Source organism: Amycolatopsis jejuensis, assembly GCF_000717335.1.
GTDB lineage: Bacteria > Actinomycetota > Actinomycetes > Mycobacteriales > Pseudonocardiaceae > Amycolatopsis > Amycolatopsis jejuensis.
Genome location: NZ_JNYZ01000045.1, coordinates 24,641 through 46,792 on the forward strand (window position 1 = coordinate 24,641; position 22,152 = coordinate 46,792).

Here is a 22,152-nt window from a genome sequence, read left to right on the forward strand (position 1 = left end):
CACATTGGGTGCGTGGGAAGCAGCGAATGCCACATTGGGTGCGTGGGATGCAGCGAATGCCACATTGGGTGCGTGGGATGCACCCAATGTGGCATTGGGGCGCGGTGGCGGAGGTGGAGCGGCGGGCCGGAGGGCGAAGCTGGGCCGGGAAGCCAGTGTCAGCTGGCGGAGAAGGCGATCCACCGCTCCAGCAACGTCGCTGCGGCACCGCTGTCGATGGCGTCCCGTGCCCGTTCCAGCCCGGCCGCCAGGTCGTCCTCCAGCGACCCCGAGAACCCGGCAAACGCGGCCAGCGCAGCAGCGGCATTGAGCACCACCGCGTCCCGCACCGGTCCGGTCTTGCCGTTCACCAGGTCCCGCACCACCTCGGCGTTCGCCCGCGCGTCACCGCCGCGCAGGTCTTCCGCCGTCGCGCGCGGGATGCCCAGTGGCTGTGGGTCGAACGTGTGCGAAGTCACGCTGCCGCCGGTCACCACCAGCACCGACGTCGTCGTCGTCGTGGTGATTTCGTCGAGGCCGTCGTCGCCGCGGGCCACCAGCACCGACATGCCCCGTCGCGCGAAAATCTCCGCCAGCGCACGGGTTTTGTCCTCGTACGCGCAGCCGATCAGCGCGCTCTGCGGTTGCGCCGGGTTGGTGAGCGGGCCGAGCAGGTTGAACGTCGTCGGCACGCCCAGTTCCCGCCGCGGTGGGCCGAGGTGGCGGAACGCCGGGTGGAACGTGGGTGCGAAGCAGAACCCGATGCCGATCTCGTCGAGCGACGTGAGGACCTCGTCCGGCGTCAGCTCGATCTTCACACCGAGCGTCTCCAGCACGTCGGCCGCGCCGGACTTCGACGACGCGCTCCGGTTGCCGTGCTTGGCCACCGGCGTGCCCGCCGCGGCCGTGACGATCGTGGCCATCGTGGAGATGTTCACCGAGTTCGACCGGTCCCCGCCGGTGCCGACGAGGTCGACCGCGGGACGGCGCAGCTCGATCCGGCGCGAGTGCGCGAGCATCGCGTCGGCGAGGCCGGAGATCTCCTCCGGCGTCTCGCCCTTGGCCCGCAGCCCGAGGGCGAACCCGCCGATCTGCGCCGGGGTGGCCGCGCCGGACATGATCTGGTCCATCGCCCACGCCGTGTCCTCGGCGGACAGGTCTTCCCGCGCGATGAGCCGGGTGAGCAGCGCAGGCCAGGTGTGCTGGCTCATCGAGGCTCAGCCGCCGTTGACGGCGGGGACCCGCCCGGCGCGCAGCACGCCGGCGACGGTCTCCGCCGCGGTCAGCGGGTCGAGCGGGTGCACCAGGACGGCGTCGGCCAGCGCCCAGGTGGCGAGCCACCGGTCGTCGCGGCGCCGGACGGCCACCACGATCGGCGGGCAGTCGGTGATCTCGTGCTTGAGCTGGCGGGTGAGGCCGATGCCGCCGGTCGGCTGGGCCTCGCCGTCGAGGATCGCCAGGTCGACGGTGCCTGCGTCCATCTCGGTGAGCACGTCGGCGATACCGGCCGCCTCGACGTACTCGACGCGGCCGAGGTCCGCCGCCGGGCGCCTGCCGACGGCGTTGATGATCGCCTCGCGGACCTCGGCCTTGTGGCTGAACACCAGGATCCGCTGGGACTGCTCGCTCATTGAGCACGCCTCCGTCTCGTCACGGGTGGAACGCCCGCGATCGTATCCGCCGAGATGCATGTCACGCGGACGCGGTAGGCGAGTCACCCGGTTGCCGGGCCTCCCAGCCCGGCGCGTCACCGCCGAGCCGCTGCGCCAGCCCCGCCATCCGGGACCGTTCCTGGGCGCAGTGCAAGGCGTCCAGGACCTGCACCCGCCGTGCATGCGCCAGCACCCGGTCGCCGTCGCGGCTCTGTTCGACCAGGTCATAGCCGTCCTGGGCGAGGACCCGCGCGGCTTCGGCGACCCGCCCGGCGGGCAGCACGAGGTGGTGCACGAGCACCGCGGGCGCGGCGGCGACCCAAGCGGGTGAACCGGCCAGCACCGCGGAGTCCGCGACCGCCGGGTCGAACGCCGACACGACCACCGCCAGCCCGGGCGCATCGGGCTCCAGAGCAGGGATTTCGCGCTTTCCGGCCAGGTCACGGAGCCGCTGCAGCCAACCCACGAGCAGCTCCTTCCCGGCCCGGGCCCGCAGACGGGCAGGGGTTGTGACGCGAAGCTCCCACGACCCGCCGCGGACCCGACGGGCGGGGTGGCTTTGCGGGAGGACATAATGCGATCCGTGACAACGGCAGCTCCCACCATCAGTCAGCGAGTCCACTCGCTGAACCGGCCGAACATGGTCAGTGTCGGCACCGTCGTGTGGCTGTCCAGCGAGCTGATGTTCTTCGCCGGACTGTTCGCCATGTTCTTCACCGTCAAGGCGCAGAACCCGGCCGGGGCGTCCTGGCCGCCGCCGTTGCACGGTGAGGAGTTCCACCTCAACGTCGCGTACGCGATCCCGTTCACGGTGATCCTCGTGCTGTCGTCGCTGACCTGCCAGTTCGGCGTGTTCGCGGCCGAGCGCGGCGACGTGTACGGCCTGCGCCGGTGGTACATCGTCACGCTGATCATGGGCGCGATCTTCGTCGGTGGTCAGGGCAACGAGTACCTGAACCTGATCGACGAGGGCCTCACCATCCCGTCCGGCCCGTTCGGCACGGTGTTCTACCTCGCGACCGGGTTCCACGGCCTGCACGTGATCGGCGGGCTCATCGCGTTCGTGTTCCTGCTGATCCGCACCAAGCTCAGCAAGTTCACTCCGGCACAGGCCACCTCGGCGATCGTCGTGTCGTACTACTGGCACTTCGTCGACATCGTGTGGGTCGGCCTCTTCGCGGTGATCTACATCCTCCCCTGATCCCCGCAACCGACCACCACCATCGGCCTGAACTGACAGCAAGGGTTGCCGCAAGATGACCACCAGCACCAAGTCCTCGGAGCGCCGCTTCCGCGCACGCTCGAAGATGCGCAGGCGCCTCGCGGGCGTGCTCGCGCTCGGCGTCGCACTGGTCGGTGCCGGCGCCTTGTACGCCGTGTTCGCCCCGGAACCGCAGACCGCGCAGGCGCAGGGGGACCCGGCCCTGCTGCGCCAGGGCGAGCAGGTCTACAACAACACCTGCATCGAATGCCACGGCGCGAACCTCGACGGCGTCAAGGACCGCGGTCCGAGCCTCATCGGCATCGGCGACGCGGCCGTGTACTTCCAGACTTCCTCCGGCCGGATGCCCTTGGCCCGCCAGGAGGCGCAGGCCGCCCGCAAGCCGCCGAAGCTGACCCCGAGCGAGATCGACGCGGTGGGTGCCTACGTGCAGGCGCACGGCGGCGGTGCGCAGCGGCCCGAGGAGCGCGGTGAGGCGCTGCGCGGCAGCGACCCGGCCCGCGGTGGCGAGCTTTTCCGGCTCAACTGCGCGTCGTGCCACAACTTCACCGGCCGCGGAGGTGCGCTGTCGGCAGGCAAGTACGCGCCGCCGCTCGAGCCGGCCACCGAGGAGCAGATCTACGACGCGATGCTCACCGGCCCCCAGAACATGCCCAAGTTCTCCGACCGGCAGCTCAACCCGGAGGAGAAGAAGGACATCATCGCCTACGTCAAGTCGGTGAACGACGGCAACAACGACCCGGGCGGCAACGGTCTCGGCGGGGTGGGTCCCGCGTCCGAGGGGGTCATCGCGTTCGTCGTCGGAATCGCCGCGCTCGTCGGCATCACTCTGTGGATTGGAACGAAGGCATGAGTGCCGAAGGGCCCCAGCCGCCCTCGGATGAGGAGCTGGCAAAGATGGACCGCGACCAGCTGCTCAAGCTGGGCGGGCAGATGGACGGCGTCGAGCTCGTCGACTATCCGGAGCCGTGGCCGGTCGAGAACACGCGCGCGGAGCGGCGTGCACAGCGTCTCGTCGCGTTCTGGTTCGCCCTGTCGGCGATCGCCGGTCTCGCGTTCGTGGTGGTGCTCGCGTGGCCGAAGTGGTGGGAGTACAAGGACCCGAGTGACCCGAGCGGGCACGCGACGTACAGCCTGTACACGCCCGCGCTGGGGGTCACGCTCGGTCTCTCGGTGCTGGCTCTCGGCATCGGCGTGATCCTGTACACGAAGAAGTTCATTCCGCAGGAAACCGCGGTGCAGCAGCGCACCGACGGTCCCTCGAAGGAGGTCGACCGGGCCACGATCCTGGCGCACCTCGCCGACGCCGGGAACCGCAGCACCATCGCGCGGCGCTCGCTGATCAAGCGCACCGCGGGCGCGGGCGCGGGTGCGCTCGGCCTCGCCGTGGCGGCGCTGCCGGTCGCGTCCTTCATCAAGGACCCGTGGAAGGACACCGAGAACGAGAACGGGCTCTGGCACACCGGCTGGCAGCCCAAGTTCCCCGGCGAGAAGATCTACCTGCGGCGCAACACCGGCAGCCTGGAAGAGGACGTCGAGAAGGGCCCCTCCCTGGTCAAGGCCGAGGACCTCGACGCGGGCGCGATGGAGACGGTGTTCCCGTACCGTGCGTCGGAGAAGGGCAACCACGAGGCCCTCGGCAAGGCGCTGACCAGGATCGACAACCCGGTCATGCTCATCCGGCTGCGTCCCACCGACGGTGCGCGCGTCGTGAAGCGCAAGGGCCAGGAAGACTACAACTTCGGCGATTACTACGCGTACACGAAGATCTGCAGTCACGTCGGCTGTCCCACCTCGCTGTACGAACAGCGCACGAACCGCATCCTGTGCCCGTGCCACCAGTCGCAGTTCGACGCCCTGCACTACGGCAAGCCGATCTTCGGCCCGGCGACCCGCCCGCTCGCCCAGCTTCCGATCACGGTGGACGAAGAGGGATACTTGATCGCGAAGGGCGATTTCAACGAGGCCATCGGACCGGCCTTCTGGGAGCGTAAGTCATGAGTTCACTCACCACGCCGACCAAGGGCACGAGCGCACTCCAGAAGCATCTGGGCGAAGCCGGGGACAACGCCGACCAGCGGTACAAGCTGGCCGGCGGCCTGCGGCACCAGCTGAACAAGGTGTTCCCCACGCACTGGTCGTTCCTGCTGGGCGAGATCGCGCTCTACAGCTTCATCATCATCCTGCTGACCGGCGTGTACCTGACGTTGTTCTTCGACCCCTCCATGCAGGAGGTCACGTACAACGGCAGCTTCAAGAACATGCAGGGCATGCAGATGTCCCAGGCGTTCAAGACGACCCTGGACATCTCGTTCGACGTGCGCGGCGGTCTCTTCGTGCGGCAGCTGCACCACTGGGCGGCGCTGATCTTCGTCGCCTCGATGATGGTGCACATGCTCCGGGTCTTCTTCACCGGCGCATTCCGCAAGCCGCGCGAGGCGAACTGGGTCATCGGCGGCCTGCTGCTGATCCTGGGCATGTTCGAGGGCTTCTTCGGCTACTCGCTGCCGGACGACCTGCTGTCCGGTACCGGTATCCGCGCGACGCTGTCCGGCATCGTGCTGTCGGTGCCGGTGATCGGCACCTGGATCCACTGGGCGCTGTTCGGCGGGGAGTTCCCGGGTGACCAGATCATCCCGCGGCTCTACACACTGCACATCCTGCTGGTACCGGGCATCATGCTGGCGCTGATCGGCGTCCACGTGGGGCTGGTGTGGTACCAGAAGCACACGCAGTTCCCCGGGGTGCGGCGCAAGGAGACGAACGTCGTCGGCGTGCGGATCATGCCGTACTTCGCGCTGAAGGCGAGTGCGTTCTTCATCCTGGTCTTCGGGGTGCTGGCGCTGATGTCGGGGTTGTTCCAGATCAACCCGGTGTGGAACTTCGGGCCGTACAACCCGTCGATGGTGTCCGCGGGGTCCCAGCCCGACTTCTACATGGCCTGGGCCGACGGCATGCTCCGAATATGGCCGGCGTGGGAGGTCTACCTCGGGAACTACACGATCCCGGCGGTGTTCTTCCCCGGCGCGGTCGGCATGCCGATCCTGTTCGCGCTGCTGCTCGGGTATCCGTTCCTGGAACGCAAGCTGTCCAAGGACAACGTGGCCCACAACCTTCTCCAGCGGCCGCGGGACGCACCGGTCCGCACCGCGCTGGGCATGATGGCGCTCGGGTTCTTCATGGTGATCGAGCTGTCCGGCTTCAACGACATCATCGCCGACCAGTTCGACATCTCGCTGAACGCGACCACCTGGGCCGGGCGCATCGGGGTGCTGATCGTGCCGCCGATCGCGTACTACGTCACCTACCGGATCTGCCTTGGCCTGCAGCGGGCCGACCGGGAGGTGCTCGACCACGGGGTCGAGACGGGCATCATCAAGCGGCTGCCGCACGGTGAGTTCATCGAGATCCACCAGCCGCTCGGCGGCACGGACAGCCACGGCCACGCCGTCCCGCTCGAGTACCAGGGCGCGCCGGTGCCGAAGAAGATGAACAAGCTCGGCACCGCCGGGCACGCCGTGCCGGGGACCTTCTGGTCGCCGGACCCGGCGGAGGAGACCGCGGCACTCGACCGCGCCCGTGGCAACGGCAACGGGCACAAGCAGGTCGAAGGGTCGGAATCCTCGGAGGTTGGCTCCGGCCACTGAGTTCCGGTGCAGAAGGCCCCTTCCGCGGTGCGGGAGGGGCCTTCTGGCGTCCGGGTGCGGCGGCGGCGCGGCCAGCGAGCGCGTGGGTCAGTCGACGCCGATTTCGAAGGCGGAGTCGGTGTCGGCGCGCGAGTAGGAGCGGAACGCGATGTGGGTGACGGTGTCGAGCACGCCGCGGACCTTGCCGATGCGGCCCGGGATGAGGTCGGCGAGGTCTTCGTGGGCCTGCACGCGCACGGTGGCGATGAGGTCGACGTCCCCGGCGCACGAGTACACCTCGGCCACCTGATCGAGGTCCGCGATCGCCTGTGCGGCCTGCGGGATCTCCTCGGCCTCTACGTTGATCAGCACGATCGCCGTGATCACAGCGTTCCTCCTGCTTCCTGGTGGTAACCGACGAGCGCGATCGTAGCCGGGATCGCCGCGGGCGCTGCCGCAGCGGGGCGGTCAGCCGGCGAGGTGTTCGAGCGCGCGGGCGTCGGCGGCGCGTTCGAGCCAGGCCCGCCACCCCGCGACGGCAGCCGGTTCGGCCCACGGCCGCGTGGTGCGCACGAGCCGCACGCCGGGCCGGGCAAGCCACCGCAGCAGGATGCCGACCTCCTCACCTGGTGCGCCGAACAGCGGACCATCGCCGGGCAGCACGGTTTCCCCAGCGGCGACCAGCGCTTCGACCACCGGCATCGGGGGTACGCCCCGCCGCGCGACGCCCGCGGACGCGAGCCTGCCGTAACGGATCACCGCGAACTCCCAGCCCCCGTTGCCGTCCGGCGCGGCGGCAATGAGCTCCGCGACCGACGCCAGTGCCGCCTGCCGATGCGCCCGGCCGACGGCACGGACCAGCCCGGCCAGCTCGTCCCGATGCCGGGCGGCTTGCTCGTAATGCCGCCGCTGCGACATCTGCTCCAGCCGCGCGGCAGCCAGATGCAGCGACCGCCCGTCGTGCCCCGCGATGAGCCCGCGCGCGGCTTCGACGCCGGGGGAGTAGTCGGTGACCGTCTGCCGTCCCGCGCATGGGGCTCCGCAACGGCCCAGCTCCGCCAGCACACATGGGGTCCCGGACGCGGTGGTGGCTGAGATGCGCTGGGTGCAGGTACGGAGGCCGGAGGCGTCGGCGAGGGTGTCCGCGGCGGTGCGCGCGTCGGCCTGGCTGCGGAACGGGCCGAGGGCGCCCGCGCGAGGCAGCCGTACCACCGAAAGCCGCGGGAACGCTTCGTCGGTGAGCCCGACCCACCAGGCGTGGTGCGGGTTCTTCGACCGCCGGTTGTACGCCGGCCGATGCGCCGCGATCAGCCGCAGCTCGCGGATTTCGGCCTCCAGGGAATGCGCGCACTCGATCGCGTCCACACGCTCCGCCAGCGCGACCATTTCGCGGATCCGGCCCCTGCTCTCGGAACCGGTGAAATAGGTCCGCACGCGGCGTCTGAGGTCGCGCGCGGTGCCTACGTACAGGACTTCGTCGCGGGGGCCCTTGAACAGGTACACCCCCGGCCGCGCCGGGAGGTCCGCCGCCAGATGCCTTTTGCGTCGCTGCGTCGGCGTTACGTCGGGGAGGTAGTCGACCAGCTCCTCGACCGTGTGCACCCCCAGATTGCCGACCCGCTCCAGCAGCGCCTGCAGGACGTCGACCGTGGCGCGGGCGTCGTCGAGCGCCCGGTGCGTCGGCCGGGTGCGAGAGCCGAGCAGCATGGACAGCGTCGAGAGGCGGTAGCTGCGGGCTTCTTCGCGCGGAATGACGCGGCGCGCGAGCTTGACGGTGCAGATGACCGTCGCGCGCGGCCAGACGTACCCGTGCCCGTCGCAGGCGGCTTTCATGAACGTGGTGTCGAAGCCGGAGTTGTGCGCGACCAGCACGGCTCCTGCGATGAACTCCAGAAACGCCGGCAGCACCCGCTCGATCCGCGGTGCGTCGTAGACCATCGCCTGGGTGATCCCGGTGAGCTCGACGATCTGCGGCGGAATCGGTGCCCCCGGGTTGACGAGCGTCGCGAACTCGCCGAGCACCTCCCCGCCACGGACCTTGACCGCCCCGATCTCGGTGATCCCGTCCGGCCCCGCCTTGGTCCCGGTGGTCTCGAGATCGAACACGACGAACGTGGTGTCCCGCAACGGGGTGCCGAGCTCGTCGAACGCCAGCTGCGCCTGCCGGGTCTCCATGATCGCGCACAGTAGAACGGGGGACCGACAATCTCGGGGCAACGGAGCGTTGTTGCAGGTGAGACGGGTGGGGGAGGAGTGGTGACGGATGCTTTGGGTGGGGTAGGCGGGGCTGGTGAGGCGCTGGCGGCAATCGTCGTGGGATCCGCACACGGACGATCCGCCGGTCGCTCCGGGGCATGCGGACGCTGAGGTGATCCCGGCGGGCCGTTTCCGTGAGGCGTCGTCTCCGGCGGTCTCGCCGGTAGGCGCCCCAAAGCGCCCGAATGCCATGGCGAACCTCTGTCGGCGGCCAATCCGTGGCTGGGTGGCATGGAACCCGGGTCACCGGATCTCGCCGACCATCCCGTCGCGGCAGTCTTGAGTGGCATCGGCGATCCAGGCGCATCCCGTCGGGTGCGAAACCTCGTCTACCGGCAGTCCTCGTTGTGGGGGTGTCCCGACAGATGATCAGCGCTGGGCCACCTCTGCGATTGGCGCGAAACGCCCGTCCACAGGCAATTCCTGGTGTGTGAGTCCCCGAGGCGCAGGAAGCGGCCGGTGATCCGGCGCAGGCGCACCCCAGCCGATGGACCCCACCCCGCCCACCGCCAAATCCCGTCACCCGGGTCCCAAGCTGCGGAAACCGTCGCCGGAGCGGGGGTGACCAGCGGAACCGGCCCGGTGCGGCGCGGGATCCCCCGCCGGGGCCTACCCTGGACCAATGCAGCCCCAGCCCGTCGAACCGGAAGAAGCCGAGGAGGCCGTCGGCCCCTCGGTGGTTCCGGCGCGGGCTCCGGAGGAAGCGGCGGCGCCCGAACCGGCGTCGTGGACGGGCCTGCCCGAGGCGGTCCGTGAGCGGATTGCCGAGCTCGCGGCGGCTGCGGTCGCGAAGCTGTCCCTCTCCGACGTGCCCCGCCAGCTGCGGCCGGTCGCGAAGTTCGCCCCGGCCAAACGCGCGAAGCTCGGCGGTACTGCGTTGCTCACCGCGCTGGGCGATTCGTCCCAATTCCGCACGGCTGTCCTGGAGTGGCTGCGCGAGCATCGCACCGACGCCTTGGACCCGAACGTCGCGGACTCCGTCGCGGCCGCTGCCGCCGCGGTCCTGCTCGGCGAGTCCGGCGCGGCTGGGCGCGTACGGCTCGTCGCGAAGAACGCCGAGGAGACAGCGTTACGCGCGGAACGCGACGCAGCGCTCGCGCGGAACCAGCGGCTTGAGGCTGAGGTCGTCGAGTTGCGCGCGGCGCTGGAAGAAGCGCGCGGTTCGGTGGAGAGCGTGCGGGGCGAACGTGAGGCGGAGGTCGAGAAGCTGCTTCGCAGGTTGCGTGACCAAGGCGTACAGCTGCGGCAGGCGAAGGACGCAGCAGAGGCCGCGCGCGCCGAGCTGGCCGAAGGCGGCACGGCGCGCGAACGTGAGATTGAGGCGTTGAACGCGCAGCTTGAACGGGAACGTCGACGCGTCGCGGCAGAACGGACCCGTGCCGAGCGCGCGGTCGCAGACGCGGAGATGGCGCGTCAGTCGGCGCGCGAAGCCAGAGAAGCCGACGAAGTCCGGCTGGCGCTGCTCGTCGACACTATCGACGGCGCCGTACACGGCCTGCGCCGCGAACTCGCTCTGGGCGACCGCGGCGCGCGTCCGGCCGACATGATCAGCGGCACCCGGTCCGGCCTCGGCCCCGGCGACCGGATCCGGGACGTCACCGCGCTCGACCGCTACCTGGCGCTGCCGAACGTCCACCTCATCGTCGACGGCTACAACGTCACCAAAACGGGATACCCGGAGCTGGCCCTGGCCGACCAGCGCGACCGGCTGGTGCACCAGCTGTCCGCACTGGCCGCGAGGACGTCGGCGGAGGTCACCGTGGTGTTCGACGGCGCCGGCGTGCTCTCCGTCCCGGCCGCGGTGCCCCGCGGGGTGCGCGTGCTGTTCTCGGACCGCGGAGTCCTGGCCGACGACGTGATCCGCTCCCTGGTCGCCGCCGAGCCCAAGGGCCGCCCGATGGTGGTCGCGACCTCGGACCGGGCAGTCGCGGACTCCGTCCGCGCGGCAGGCGCCCACCCCTCCCCGTCGGCGGTGCTCGTCACCCGATTGGGTCGAGTCTGACCCGTCCCGCGGGTGCGAACCGCCGAAATTGTCGGTGGTGCTTCCTACCGTTGCGATCAAGAGATGCCACCCGGACCCGATCCGGGCGGCGGTTGGAGCAACGGAAGGTGTGCCCGATGGAGGAGAACAGCGCAGGCGTGGCCGGGCTGGGAACGCCGGGTTCGGCTGGTGGAGGCTTGGCCGGAGCGGGGTTCGGCACGGGATCGCCGGAGCGACGGGATCGTGGTGCCGGTTCTCGGGAACGGCCTGGGCCGGGGTTCCGTGCTGGTGAGGATCGGGAGGAACGGGGACGGTCGCGTCCGCCGGATCGGGCAGGGCATTCGGATTCGGTGACGCCGGATCACGAGTGGCGCTTAGGCGCGGTGGTGCCGGACAGCGCAGCGCACTCGGGCGGGGTGCCGCCGGACGGGTTCCCGGATGCGGTGGCGCTGGACGGGGCTGACCGGTCCGGCGTAGTGGCTCCGGATAACGAATGGCGCCCAGGCGCACCGACCCCGGATCGGGCAGGGCACTCGGGCAGGTTGGCGCCGGACCGGCTTCCGGATGCGGCGCCGGACCGAGCTGACCGCCCCGGCGCAGTGGCGCCGGATAACGAATGGCGCCCAGGTGCTCTGACGTCAGAGAACGCGTGGCGCCCAGGTGCTCTGACGCCACAGAACGCAGAGCGCCCGTACGCGGCGCGACCGGAGAGCACCGGCCGCCCAGATGCACTGGCTTCGGAGACCACAGGCCGCCCAGACGCAGTAGCCCCGGATAGCGAATGGCGCCTAGGTTCTCTGACGTCAGAGAACGCAGAGCGCCCGTACGCGGCGCGACCGGAGACCACAGGCCGCCCAGACGCAGTGGCTCCGGATAGCGAATGGCGCCCAGGTGCACTGACGCCAGAGAACGCAGAGCGCCCAGACGCGGCGCCACCGGAGAGCGCCGTGCACCCCAATGGAGCAGCCTCAGCGGTGACTCTTCCCACGCCAGTGACACCAGCCACTTCCCGGCCCCGAGGACCAATCCACAGCCGAGCCCCCGAGAACCCCCGAAAACCCAGCACCCCCAACGATCACCGCCGACCCGGTGACACGACACGGCGAGACCCCAGCACGCTCGGCGGCTCCGCTCCCACCCCGCAACCCGGCGCGCACCCCGGATCCGGCACCCGCGAGCGGCGGCCCGCCGGAGCCCTCGACCTCGCACCCGAGGACATCGACACCCTCGTCGTCGACTGTGATCGGTGTGTCGTGCGCGGGGTGGCTTGCCATGACTGCGTCGTCAGCGTCCTGCTCGGGCCGCCCGTCGGCGTCGTCTGGGATGCCGACGAGCGGCGCGCCGTCGATGCGCTCGCCGAGGCGGGGATGGTGCCTCGGCTGCGGCTGGTTCCGGCGTCCGACAGTAAGTCGGCGTGACACAAGTGGGTGACACTGACTCGCCGAGCGGTCGGATACGTGCGATGAACGGTCTGTAGCGAAGGAGACGCGAAACGAAGGCGCAGCGTATGACCTACGTCACACTTAGCTCCCGTGCTGGTCCGATGGTGTTTCGCGGGACTACGGAGAGTTTTTACGGGGGTCCCGGTGGACTCGCCGACGGTCTTTTCGTAACCTGGCCGAGATCTCGCGCCAGGCAGCCGTCGGACGACGGCGACGCGGGATCGCCGCCGGTTCGGCTTTGTCGGGGAGTCAGGATCGGAACCACACCGCGTGCGGGAAAGCTGTTGCAGTGAAGGACGGCCGGAACGTGGGCGGGCGGAGTGCGCGAAGAGGGCCCCCGACCTCTTCCACCTCGCGGTTCCGGCCACGGCGGCCCGACAGCAAAGGAGACCCGCGCGACCGTGCAGTCGCATCCAGTGAAGCGCGTGGTGTCAGGTGCCCTCGCGGCGGCGTCGGTGATCGCAGTCGTCACCGTGGCGCAGCCCACCGCCACCGCCATCGCCTCCCCCATCCCCGCCCTCCAGACCCCGCCGGACTCCGGTTCGGACGCTCTGGCCAAGTACCGTGACCTCGCGGCACAGGCCGAGAAGGCGAACGAGGACCTCCTCAAGGCGCAGGACGACCAGTCCGCGCGGCAGAAGGACCTCGACAAAGCCGACGGCGACACGGCCAATGCCCACAATCTCGCCGGTGAGGCCGCCGCGAACGAGAAGAAGTACAAGGTCGACGTCGACCGGTTCGCCAACGCGTCGTTCCTGTCCGGCGTGCAGATGAACAAGCTGTCCGCGCTGCTGGCGGGCACGTCCACGCAGGAGTTCCTTGACCGTTCGTCGGCGCTGGACCAGATCGCGTCGGAGAAGGCGGCTGCGCTCGAGAAGCTCTCCGGCGCGGTCAAGCAGGCCCAGGATGCCGAGAAGCTGGCCGCCGACGCCGCACAGCGGGCCACCGCTGCCCGCGACGCCGCGGCGAAGCTCACCGAGGACATCAAGGCCAAGCAGAAGACGCTCAAGGACCAGATCGACGAGCTCAAGCGCACCGAGCCGGCGCTGAGCCAGGGTGACCGGAAGCTGCAGAAGGACACCGGCGGCGACATCCCCAACGTCAAGGCCCCCGGCCCGCAGGCGCAGCAGGCAATCGACGCCGCGCTCGGCAAGCTGGGCAAGCCGTACGTGTGGGGCGCCACCGGCCCGGATTCGTTCGACTGCTCCGGTCTCATGCAGTGGGCCTACCGGCAGGCCGGGATCTCGCTGCCGCGCTCGAGCCGTGAGCAGAGCACCTTCGGCACCGCGGTGTCCCGCAGCCAGCTGCAGCCCGGTGACCTGGTGTTCTACTACTCGCCGGTCTCGCACGTCGGCATGTACATCGGCGACGGCAAGATGGTGCACGCGCCGACGAGTGGTGACGTCGTGAAGATCTCGCCGCTGCAGAGCCAGTACGTGGGCGCCCGCCGGGTCTCCTGACCGAGCATCCCTCCGCCCGGGGCGGTACCGCATGACGCGGTGCCGCCCCGGTGTCGTCTGCGGGCCCGTCGGTAGCCTGCGGGGGTGCTCAGGACCCTGCTCGTGACGAACGACTTCCCGCCGCGCCCCGGGGGCATCCAGAACTACCTCAACTCGCTGGCCACCCGGCTGCCCGCGGACGACCTCGTCGTCTATGCGCCGTCCTGGGAAGGCGCCAGCGGTTCGCACGGCGAGTTCGACGCGGCGGCGCCGTTCGAAGTGGTCCGGCACCCGACGTCGCTGATGCTGCCCACCCCGGACGTGCTGCGCCGCGCGAAGCAGATCATGCGGTCCCGTGGCTGCGAGGCCGTGTGGTTCGGCGCGGCGGCCCCGCTCGCGTTGCTGGGACACCCGCTGCGGCAGACGGGCGCGTGCCGGGTCGTCGCGTCCACGCACGGCCACGAGGTGGGCTGGTCGATGCTGCCGGGTTCGAGGCAGGCGTTGCGGCGCATCGGCGAGACGGTGGACGTCGTCACGTACGTCAGCAAGTACACGCGCCGCCGGTTCGCCGCGGCCTTCGGACCGCACGCTGGGTTGGAAATGCTGCCGAGCGGAGTCGACACGACGATTTTCGCGCCGGACCCAGCCGGTCGCGAGGAAATCCGTACCCGGCATGGGCTGGGGGAGCGGCCGACCGTCGTATGCGTTTCCCGCCTGGTCCCGCGCAAGGGCCAGGACCTGCTCATCCACGCGTTGCCGACGATCCGCGAGCGTGTGCCCGGCGCGGCCTTGCTGCTGGTCGGCGGGGGTCCGTACCGCAAGCGCCTGACCCAGCTGGCCACCGCGCTCGGCGTGGCCGACGACGTCGTTTTCACCGGTTCAGTGCCGTGGGACGAACTCCCCGCGCACTACAACGCCGGTGACGTTTTCGCGATGCCGGCGCGCACCCGTGGCAAGGGGCTCGACGTGGAAGGCCTCGGCATCGTCTACCTCGAGGCGTCGGCGACCGGCCTGCCGGTGGTCGCGGGCACCTCGGGCGGGGCGCCGGAGGCGGTGCTGGACGAGGTGACCGGTCACGTCGTCGACGGCCGGGACGTCACGCAGCTGGCCGACACCCTGGTCGCCCTGCTGTCCGATCCGGTCCGCGCCCGGCGGATGGGCGAGGCCGGCCGGTCGTGGGTATCCGAAAACTGGCGTTGGGACACGATGGCGCAACGGCTTTCGAAGCTCCTGGACGGCGATCCGGTGGCGGCTGTGCGCTGACCGGTCAGGGCTCGTAAACGGCCGGATGCCGCGGATCGTCGACGCGGACCACGACGTCGGCGAGCGCGCTGGGATCGACCTCGGTTTCGTAACGCTCGTACGCCGGAAGGGCCCATTCCTCGGGGACCCGGCGGCGCAATGCGGCGGGCGAAAGCCACAGGTGCACCACGAAATCGAACGCCAGCCCGGCGCCGAGCAGGAATTCGCCGTCGACCAGGACCACGCCGCCGTCCGGGACCGGGACGCGCGGCAGCCTGGTCGCGCGGTCGCGTTGGGGGTCCCACAACGCGGGCAGCACCTGGCCGGAGCCGTCGTCGGCGAGCGGGTCCAGGACCTCCCGGCGCAGGCCGCCGAGGTCGAGCCACTCGGTGTAGCGCGCGTCCGGATTCTGTTTGCCGTGCTCGAAACGCAGTGACGCGGGACGCAGAAAGCCACCGGCGGGCACGCGGAGGGTCGCGCGGCCGAGCAGTCGCAGCGGGTCGACCAGCGCGTCTGCGAGTTCAGCGGTGCCCGTCGCGCCGTCTGCGCCGTCGATGCCCACGGCAATCCGGCGGCGGTGGGTGAGCGCGGCGATGCGCTCGGTCAGCTCGGCGGTGAGCGCGGCGGGAGTGATCGGGCGGTAGCGCACGTCCGCATGATCCCGCACCGGTTTTTGTCGGTGCCCGATGCCATGATGACGGTATGGCCAATGAGGTGGGCAAGACCGCGCAGAGTGGTTGGGAGATAGGCGTTTCCCGCACGCTGCCGTACCCGGGCGGCCGGGTGTGGGAGTTCGTGACGGGCGAGGGGCTGGAGATCTGGCTCGGCCCTGGCGTCGAGCTGCCCCGCGAACGCGGCGCGGGGTACGAGACGGAAAGCGGCACCACGGGCGAGGTCCGCAGCTTCCACGAGGGCACGCGGGTGCGGCTCACCTGGCGCCCGAAGGACTGGGACCACGACTCCACGCTGCAGATCACGGTGGTGGACCAGGGAAAACGCAGCACACTGAAGATCCACCAGGAGTGGCTCGCGGACGCGGCGGAACGTGCCGAACAGCGGGCATACTGGAAACAGGTGGTCGAACGCATCGAGGCGGCATTGGCCGAGCGCTGATCCGGAAACTGCACCAGGGGGGCTGGGTTGAGCAGGGAAGAAACGCCTGTCGCGGACGAAGAGCTGTGGCAGCAGACGCATCATTGGCTCGCCGAGCGGCGGGAAGCCGGTTCGGTGTGCCCGATCCGATCGACCCGTGGGGTGCCGTCGTACCTCGTCAGCGGGTATGACGAGGCGCGGGTGCTGCTCGGCGAACCGCGGCTGAGCAAAGACAGCGCCGGCGCCTACCGGCTGATGGCCGAGAAGGCGGGCGGCGCGATCCTGGAGGCAGGAAGGCTGTTCGGCGGGCACATGCTGAACAGCGACCCGCCGGTCCACACGCGGCTGCGCAAGCTGGTCAACAAGGCGTTCACCAGTCGTACGGTCGCGCGGCTGCGGCCGCGGATCGAGGAGATCACCGGCGAACTGCTGGACGAGATGGCGCGGCACGAGCAGGTCGACCTCATCGAGGCCTTCGCCGAACCGTTGCCGATCACGGTGATCTGCGAACTGCTCGGCGTGCGTCCGGACGACCGGGGCGAGTTCTCCGGCTGGTCGCACACCCTGCTGTCGGTGAGCGGGGAAGAGGCCACCCGTAACGCGGCGATGAGCATGCACGCGTATCTGCAGCAGCTGGTCGCGGGCAAACGCACCGAACCGGGTGAGGATCTGCTGTCCGATCTCGTGCACGCCACCGACGAAGGCGACTCGCTCAGCGAGGACGAGCTGGTGTCGATGGCGTTCCTGCTGCTGGTCGCCGGGCACGAGACCACGGTGAACCTCATCGGCAACGCCGCGTTCGCCTTGCTGCGCGCGCCGGAGCAGGCGGCAAAACTGCGCGCGGATCCGAGCCTGCTGCCCGGCGCGGTGGAGGAATTCCTCCGGTTCGACGGGCCGATCAACATCGCCACCGTGCGCTTCACGGTCGAGGACGTCGAGGCAGACGGAGTCACGATTCCGGCGGGCGAGTTCGTGCACATCTCCCTGCTGTCGGCAAACCGGGACGAAAGCCGCTTCCCCGACGCGGCAGAACTCGACGTCACCCGCCCGCCAGGCGGACACCTCGCGTTCGGCCACGGAATCCACTACTGCGTCGGCGCGCCACTGGCGCGGCTCGAGGCGGAGATCGCGCTGGGCTCGCTGCTGCGGCGGTTCCCGCAGCTGAGCCTGGCGGTGGCGGAGGAGGAGGTGTCTTACCGGCCGAGTTCGCTCGTTCACGGGCTTGTCGAGCTACCGGTACGACCACACGGCGGGTAGATGTCGGTGCCGGTACGACCCACACGGCGGATAGCGGCCGGTGCCGGTGCGAGCCCATGGCGGGTAGTGGTCGTTGCTGATGGGGTCGCGCGGCGGGTAGAGGTCGGTCGTTGCCGGTGTGGTCGTGGGTCGGCTGCTGCCGGGTGTGGTCGCGTGGTGGTCGCGGGTCGGCTGCTGCCGGGTGCGGTCGCGCGACGGTCGCGGTTTGGGCGTCGCCGGTTGTGGCTCACGGCGGGTCGGTTCGTTGCCGGTGCGGATCGCGGAGGAGTGACGGTTGTGTGGCTCGGCGGCGGTCACAGGTCGTGACGCCGGTGCGGTTCGACGATGGGTGGAAGCCGTGGGCCGGTGTGGTTGAGGAGTGTGTGCCTCGGCGGTGAGTGGCAGCCGCGGAGCGGTGCGGCCCGGGGGCGCGCGCCGTGGTGGTGGGTGGCGCCCCGGCGGGTCGGGTGTCGATTTGCGGCGGGTGGTAGCTGTCAGGCCGGTGTCGCTGGTGGGCGTGTGTGCAGCGGTCGGTGGCAGCCGTGAGGCGGGTGCGGTCAAGCGGTGGGGTCACAGCCGTCAGGCTGGTGCCGTTCACCAGTGGGTAGCAGCCGTCACAAGCGGAGCCCCGTGGTGCGCGGTTAGGGTCGGCGGGTGGATCCCAGTGCTGTCGATCTTCTTGCCCTCGATGCCGCTCACGTGTGGCATCCCTACGCGCCGATGCCGGGCCGGGTGTCGCCGTTGCTTGTCGCTGAGGCGAGTGGGGTGCGGTTGCGGCTGGCGGATGGCCGGGAACTCGTCGACGGCATGTCGTCGTGGTGGGCGGCGATCCATGGCTACCGGCATCCGGTGCTCGACGCGGCGCTTGCCGGCCAGGCCGGGCGGATGAGTCACGTCATGTTCGGCGGGCTTACGCACGAACCGGCGATCACGCTGGCGAAAACGCTCGTCGACATCACGCCGGACGGGCTCGAGCACGTCTTCCTGTGTGATTCGGGGTCGGTGTCGGTCGAGGTCGCGGTGAAGATGTGCTTGCAGTACCAGCGTTCCCGCGGGCTGCCGGGCAAACGGCGGCTGCTCACCTGGCGCGGCGGGTACCACGGCGACACCTTCACGCCGATGAGCGTCTGCGACCCCGACGGTGGCATGCATTCGTTGTGGCGCGGGGTGTTGCCGGAGCAGGTGTTCGTGCCGATGCCGCCTGCCGGGTTCGGGGCGCCGGTCGATCAGTCCTATGTGGACGAACTGGCCGTCGCGCTGGAACGGCATGCGGACGAGCTCGCGGCGGTGATCGTCGAACCGGTCGTGCAGGGGGCCGGGGGGATGCGGTTCCACCATCCCGGGTACCTGCGTGCGCTGCGCGAGCTGACCCGCGAGCACGACGTCCTGCTGGTTTTCGACGAGATCGCCACCGGATTCGGCCGCACCGGAAGGCTTTTCGCGGCTGAGCACGCCGGGGTCACGCCCGACGTCCTGTGCGTCGGCAAGGCGCTCACCGGCGGTTACCTCACGATGGCCGCGGCGCTGTGTACGCTCGAAATCGCCGACGGCATCACCCGCGGCGAGCTGCCGGTGCTCGCCCACGGACCGACGTTCATGGGCAACCCGCTGGCGTCGGCCGTCGCGAATGCGTCGCTCGGGCTGCTTGCGGAGGGCCGGTGGCAGGCCGACGTCGCCCGGATCGAGGCGGCCCTGCGCCGCGGCCTGGAGCCGGCGCGGGAGCTCCCGCACGTGGTCGACGTGCGAGTGCTGGGTGCGATCGGCGTGCTGCAGCTGGACCACGAGGTGGACCTGGGCGTCGCGACCGAGGTGGTGACTGCCGAGGGCGCGTGGCTGCGCCCCTTCCGCGACCTGATCTACGCGATGCCGCCGTACGTCAGCACCGACGCCGACGTGGCACTGATCACGGCAGCCATGCGAGCTGCGGCGGAGAAGGCCTGATCCGCCGGACTCGTCGCTTTTGGTGAATTTGGCCCGGTTTCTGGGGAAAATCGGGTACGGTCGGCAGCGCGACCAGGCGCTTCGCGATCCGAGAAAGATTCACGTAGCGGACTTTTTGGACGTTTTACGCTTTCCTGGTCCCATGATCGAACTCATCCACGGAGAACACGACACCGGACCTCCGTCGTCGCAACCGGCCGAGTCCGCCCGCGTGGGCGACCGGCGAACGTCCCCGCCGCGCCGCGCCGCGGCCCTTCCGCGGGGCAGGTGGACCGCAGCAGCCTTCCGAGGTGCGCGAACCGCCCCGTTGCCGTTCCGAGGTGCGCCAACCGCGGCGCCGTCGGCGCGAAGTGCCCGAACCACGTCAGCCCAAACCCCCGTGCGGCGACCTGCGCGAACCGAAGCGGCAGTGTCGCGACTTGCGCGAAGTGAAATCCCGGTGGCGCGACCCGCGCGAGCCGAAGCATCAGCGTTGCGATCTGCGCGAACCGTGGTCCCGGTGATGCGATCCGTGCGAACCGAAGCCGCGCAATCACGCACCGCGCGAACCGAGGTCTCGGCGACGCGACCCGTGCGAACCGAAGCCGCACTGTCGCAAAACGTGCGAACCTTGCGACCCAAGCCAACCGCTGCCCCGTCGCCCCAAACTCGGCGAACCGCGCCGCACTCCGACTCTGGTGTGCTCGGCCGCGGAGCCGCTCCCCATACCGCACCTGGCCCATCGGCGCACACCGATCGTGGCTTTGGCAATAAAGATCCACTCTATCGAGTGGGGCATAGCGGACATTTCACGTACTCTCGGGTTGCCTGGTGAACATGAGACGACTTGCCGTGCTTCGCCACGACGTGCCCGCCTCGCTCGTGGTTTTCCTTGTTGCCGTGCCGCTTTCGCTCGGGATTGCGCTTGCTTCCGGGGCGCCGATCGTCGCCGGGTTGATTGCGGCCGTTGTCGGTGGGGTCGTCGCCGGGGCGCTCGGGGGGTCTCCGCTGCAGGTCAGTGGGCCTGCGGCCGGGCTTACCGTGCTCATGGCCGAGACGATCACCACCTTCGGGTGGGCCGTCACCTGCCTCATCACCGTGCTCGCCGGGGCGCTGCAGATCCTGTTCGGGCTGAGCCGCGTTGCGCGTGCGGCGCTGGCCATTTCGCCCGCGATCGTGCACGGGATGCTTGCCGGGATCGGGGTGACGATCGTTCTCGGGCAGCTGCACGTCATGCTCGGGGGGAAGGCGCAGAGTTCCGCGCTGGAGAACATCACCCGCCTGCCCGGGCAGATCGTCGAGCACCACGGTGCGGCCGCGATGATCGGCCTGCTCACGCTCGCGATCCTGCTGGTGTGGCCGAAGCTGCCGAGTGTTGTCCGGAAGATCCCGGGTCCGCTGGCGGCCATCGCGGTCGCGACGGTCGTCTCGGTGGTGGCCGGGCTGACGCTGCCGCGCGTCGAACTGCCCGGTGACCTGCTGCAGATCCGGTTCACGCCGCAGCTGCCGGACGGTGGCTGGGCCCAGATCGCGGTCGCGGCGATCACCATTGCGCTGATCGCGAGCGTCGAGAGCCTGCTGTCCGCGGTCGCGGTCGACAAGCTGCAGAACGGCCCGCGGGCCAACCTCAACCGCGAGCTGATCGGTCAAGGCGCGGCGAACATGGTGTCCGGCGCATTCGGCGGCCTGCCGGTGACCGGTGTGATCGTGCGCAGTTCCACCAACGTCGCTGCCGGAGGGCGGACACGGGCGTCGGCGATCCTGCACGGTTTGTGGGTGCTGGTGTTCGTGGTCGCGCTGGCCGGCGTGCTGCGGTCGATCCCGCTGGCGGCGCTCGCCGGGCTGCTCGTGCACGTCGGCGCGAAGCTCGTCAACCCGGGTCACCTGCGGCAGGTGCTGCGGCACGGCGACCTGCCGCTGTACCTCGTCACGATCGGCGGGGTGGTCGCGTTCGACCTGCTCACCGGTGTGATTGCGGGCATCGTGCTGGCGTTGCTGCTGATGCTGAGCCGCACTGTGTGGACCGGCATCCACGTCGAGGAGCACGGCGGCGAGTGGCGCGTGATCGTCGAAGGGGTGCTCACGTTCCTGTCGGTACCCCGGCTCACGAAGGTGCTCGGCACGATCCCGGCGGGCTCGAAGGTCACCCTGGAACTGGTGGCCGACTACCTCGACCACGCCGCGTTCGAAAGCCTTTCCGCTTGGCAGCAGGCGCACGAACGAGGCGGCGGCACGGTGACCGTCGACGAGATCGGGCATCCGTGGTTCGCCAAGGGCAAGGAAGGCCGTCCGACCGTCCGGCGCACCGCTGCCGCCCGTGCGGTACCGCGGTGGCTTGCGCCGTGGTCCGCGTGGCAGGCGGGCGACATGCCGGTGCCACGGCAGCGGACGCACCGCGGCGCGACCGAGTTCCAGCGCCGGGCCGCGCCGCTGCTCAAGGACATGCTCAGCGATCTCGCGAACGCCCAGCAGCCGCACACGTTGTTCATCACCTGCGGCGATTCCCGGATCGTGCCGAACCTGATCACCACGTCCGGTCCGGGCGACCTCTTCACCATCCGCAACATCGGCAACCTCGTCGCGCCCGCGCAGGCGGACCCGTCGATGAACGCGGCGATCGAGTTCGCGGTCGGGGTGCTGCGGGTGCGGGAGATCGTGGTGTGCGGGCATTCCTCCTGCGGGGCGATGGGTGCGCTGGCCGGCGGTCCGCCGAAGGACAGCGCGCTGGCGAGCTGGCTGGTGCACGCCGAGCCGAGCAGGCATCGCGACGGCCCGGTGACCCTTGGCGATGGCCGTCCGGACCGGGAGGTGGACCGGCTGGCCCTGCACAACGTGCTGCAGCAGCTGGACCACCTGCGGGAGTACCCGCTGGTGGCCGAAGCCGAGGCACGCGGGGAGCTGGCGCTCACCGGGCTGTACTTCGACGTCGGCGCCGCACAGGTGTACCTGTCCGACCGGGCGACGGGCGCTTTCGTGGCGGCCGGTGCCCCGGCGGCAGCCCCGGCAGGCGGCTGAGCACGGCCGCGCGTGGTGCGGGCGTGGTGCGGGTGACTATGTTGATGGCC

Annotated in this window: 18 protein-coding genes; 12 read left to right on the plus strand and 6 right to left on the minus strand. The window is 70.2% G+C overall.

Going from position 1 to position 22,152, the window contains the following annotated elements; all coding sequences use genetic code 11:
- Positions 1-158: 158 nt before the first annotated feature.
- The 3 genes from trpD to OO71_RS41505 form a co-directional block, all read right to left on the minus strand.
- Complete coding sequence (gene trpD / locus OO71_RS41495) at positions 159-1,190, minus strand: anthranilate phosphoribosyltransferase (RefSeq protein WP_033295562.1); 1,032 nt, start codon at positions 1,188-1,190, stop codon at positions 159-161.
- A 6-nt stretch (positions 1,191-1,196) separates the two neighbouring features.
- A complete protein-coding gene (locus OO71_RS41500; protein WP_033295563.1) occupies positions 1,197-1,610 on the minus strand; it encodes a hypothetical protein in 414 nt (137 codons plus the stop codon).
- 61 nt (positions 1,611-1,671) lie between these two features.
- A complete protein-coding gene (locus OO71_RS41505) occupies positions 1,672-2,097 on the minus strand; it encodes a hypothetical protein (RefSeq protein ID WP_033295564.1) in 426 nt (141 codons plus the stop codon).
- A 108-nt stretch (positions 2,098-2,205) separates the two neighbouring features.
- Here OO71_RS41505 and ctaE point away from each other — a divergent pair, with 108 nt between their 5' ends.
- Genes ctaE through qcrB form a run of 4 tightly spaced genes read left to right on the plus strand, consistent with a single transcriptional unit; the run spans position 2,206 to position 6,500 of the window.
- Entirely contained in the window at positions 2,206-2,832 is a 627-nt protein-coding gene (gene ctaE, locus OO71_RS41510; protein ID WP_084145629.1) for an aa3-type cytochrome oxidase subunit III, read from the plus strand.
- Positions 2,833-2,887: 55 nt separating this feature from the next.
- Positions 2,888-3,706, plus strand: a complete 819-nt coding sequence (qcrC, locus tag OO71_RS41515; RefSeq protein WP_033295566.1) for a cytochrome bc1 complex diheme cytochrome c subunit — start codon at positions 2,888-2,890, stop codon at positions 3,704-3,706.
- The gene (gene qcrA, locus OO71_RS41520; RefSeq protein WP_033295567.1) at positions 3,703-4,854 is read left to right on the plus strand and encodes a cytochrome bc1 complex Rieske iron-sulfur subunit; all 1,152 of its coding nucleotides are present in this window, start codon (positions 3,703-3,705) and stop codon (positions 4,852-4,854) included. Before qcrC ends, qcrA begins: the two co-directional genes overlap by 4 nt.
- Positions 4,851-6,500 carry a cytochrome bc1 complex cytochrome b subunit gene (gene qcrB, locus OO71_RS41525; protein ID WP_033295568.1) on the plus strand — a complete coding sequence of 550 codons (1,650 nt, stop codon included), beginning with the start codon at positions 4,851-4,853 and terminating at the stop codon, positions 6,498-6,500. The genes qcrA and qcrB overlap by 4 nt, the downstream gene beginning before the upstream one ends.
- 87 nt (positions 6,501-6,587) lie before the next feature.
- Here qcrB and OO71_RS41530 read toward each other — a convergent pair whose 3' ends face one another.
- Complete coding sequence (locus OO71_RS41530; protein WP_033295569.1) at positions 6,588-6,866, minus strand: Lrp/AsnC family transcriptional regulator; 279 nt, start codon at positions 6,864-6,866, stop codon at positions 6,588-6,590.
- Positions 6,867-6,947: 81 nt separating this feature from the next.
- The gene (locus OO71_RS41535) at positions 6,948-8,654 is read right to left on the minus strand and encodes a DEDD exonuclease domain-containing protein (protein ID WP_033295570.1); all 1,707 of its coding nucleotides are present in this window, start codon (positions 8,652-8,654) and stop codon (positions 6,948-6,950) included.
- Positions 8,655-9,357: 703 nt separating this feature from the next.
- On the opposite strand from OO71_RS41535, the gene OO71_RS41540 reads away from it, so the two are divergent.
- The 4 genes from OO71_RS41540 (at position 9,358) to OO71_RS41555 (ending at position 14,860) form a co-directional block, all read left to right on the plus strand.
- Positions 9,358-10,737: an NYN domain-containing protein gene (locus OO71_RS41540; protein WP_033295571.1), complete on the plus strand. Its 1,380-nt coding sequence runs from the start codon at positions 9,358-9,360 to the stop codon at positions 10,735-10,737.
- Between the two features lie 1,196 nt (positions 10,738-11,933).
- Entirely contained in the window at positions 11,934-12,134 is a 201-nt protein-coding gene (locus OO71_RS41545) for a hypothetical protein (RefSeq protein ID WP_033295594.1), read from the plus strand.
- 425 nt (positions 12,135-12,559) lie between these two features.
- A complete protein-coding gene (locus OO71_RS41550) occupies positions 12,560-13,618 on the plus strand; it encodes a C40 family peptidase (RefSeq protein WP_033295572.1) in 1,059 nt (352 codons plus the stop codon).
- A gap of 84 nt (positions 13,619-13,702) precedes the next feature.
- On the plus strand, positions 13,703-14,860 hold the full coding sequence (locus tag OO71_RS41555; protein WP_211260821.1) for a glycosyltransferase family 4 protein: 1,158 nt from the start codon (positions 13,703-13,705) through the stop codon (positions 14,858-14,860).
- Between the two features lie 4 nt (positions 14,861-14,864).
- Here OO71_RS41555 and OO71_RS41560 read toward each other — a convergent pair whose 3' ends face one another.
- On the minus strand, positions 14,865-15,488 hold the full coding sequence (locus OO71_RS41560) for a nucleoside/nucleotide kinase family protein (protein ID WP_033295574.1): 624 nt from the start codon (positions 15,486-15,488) through the stop codon (positions 14,865-14,867).
- Between the two features lie 53 nt (positions 15,489-15,541).
- On the opposite strand from OO71_RS41560, the gene OO71_RS41565 reads away from it, so the two are divergent.
- From OO71_RS41565 to OO71_RS41580, 4 genes are all read left to right on the plus strand, one after another.
- Entirely contained in the window at positions 15,542-15,952 is a 411-nt protein-coding gene (locus OO71_RS41565) for an SRPBCC family protein (RefSeq protein ID WP_033295575.1), read from the plus strand.
- 27 nt (positions 15,953-15,979) lie between these two features.
- Positions 15,980-17,188: a cytochrome P450 family protein gene (locus OO71_RS41570; protein WP_033295576.1), complete on the plus strand. Its 1,209-nt coding sequence runs from the start codon at positions 15,980-15,982 to the stop codon at positions 17,186-17,188.
- 633 nt (positions 17,189-17,821) lie between these two features.
- Entirely contained in the window at positions 17,822-19,108 is a 1,287-nt protein-coding gene (locus OO71_RS41575; protein ID WP_033295577.1) for an adenosylmethionine--8-amino-7-oxononanoate transaminase, read from the plus strand.
- 816 nt (positions 19,109-19,924) lie between these two features.
- The gene (locus tag OO71_RS41580) at positions 19,925-22,102 is read left to right on the plus strand and encodes a bifunctional SulP family inorganic anion transporter/carbonic anhydrase (protein WP_211260822.1); all 2,178 of its coding nucleotides are present in this window, start codon (positions 19,925-19,927) and stop codon (positions 22,100-22,102) included.
- The last annotated feature ends 50 nt before the right edge of the window (positions 22,103-22,152 follow it).

Coding starts and splice junctions, on each gene's coding strand:
- qcrA (WP_033295567.1), top strand. CDS start 3,703: ATGAGTGCCGAAGGGCCCCAGCCGCCCTCGGATGAGGAGCTGGCAAAG.
- OO71_RS41580 (WP_211260822.1), top strand. CDS start 19,925: ATGAGACGACTTGCCGTGCTTCGCCACGACGTGCCCGCCTCGCTCGTG.
- qcrC (WP_033295566.1), top strand. CDS start 2,888: ATGACCACCAGCACCAAGTCCTCGGAGCGCCGCTTCCGCGCACGCTCG.
- OO71_RS41565 (WP_033295575.1), top strand. CDS start 15,542: ATGGCCAATGAGGTGGGCAAGACCGCGCAGAGTGGTTGGGAGATAGGC.
- OO71_RS41500 (WP_033295563.1), bottom strand. CDS start 1,610: ATGAGCGAGCAGTCCCAGCGGATCCTGGTGTTCAGCCACAAGGCCGAG.
- OO71_RS41540 (WP_033295571.1), top strand. CDS start 9,358: ATGCAGCCCCAGCCCGTCGAACCGGAAGAAGCCGAGGAGGCCGTCGGC.
- OO71_RS41535 (WP_033295570.1), bottom strand. CDS start 8,654: ATGGAGACCCGGCAGGCGCAGCTGGCGTTCGACGAGCTCGGCACCCCG.
- qcrB (WP_033295568.1), top strand. CDS start 4,851: ATGAGTTCACTCACCACGCCGACCAAGGGCACGAGCGCACTCCAGAAG.
- trpD (WP_033295562.1), bottom strand. CDS start 1,190: ATGAGCCAGCACACCTGGCCTGCGCTGCTCACCCGGCTCATCGCGCGG.
- ctaE (WP_084145629.1), top strand. CDS start 2,206: ATGCGATCCGTGACAACGGCAGCTCCCACCATCAGTCAGCGAGTCCAC.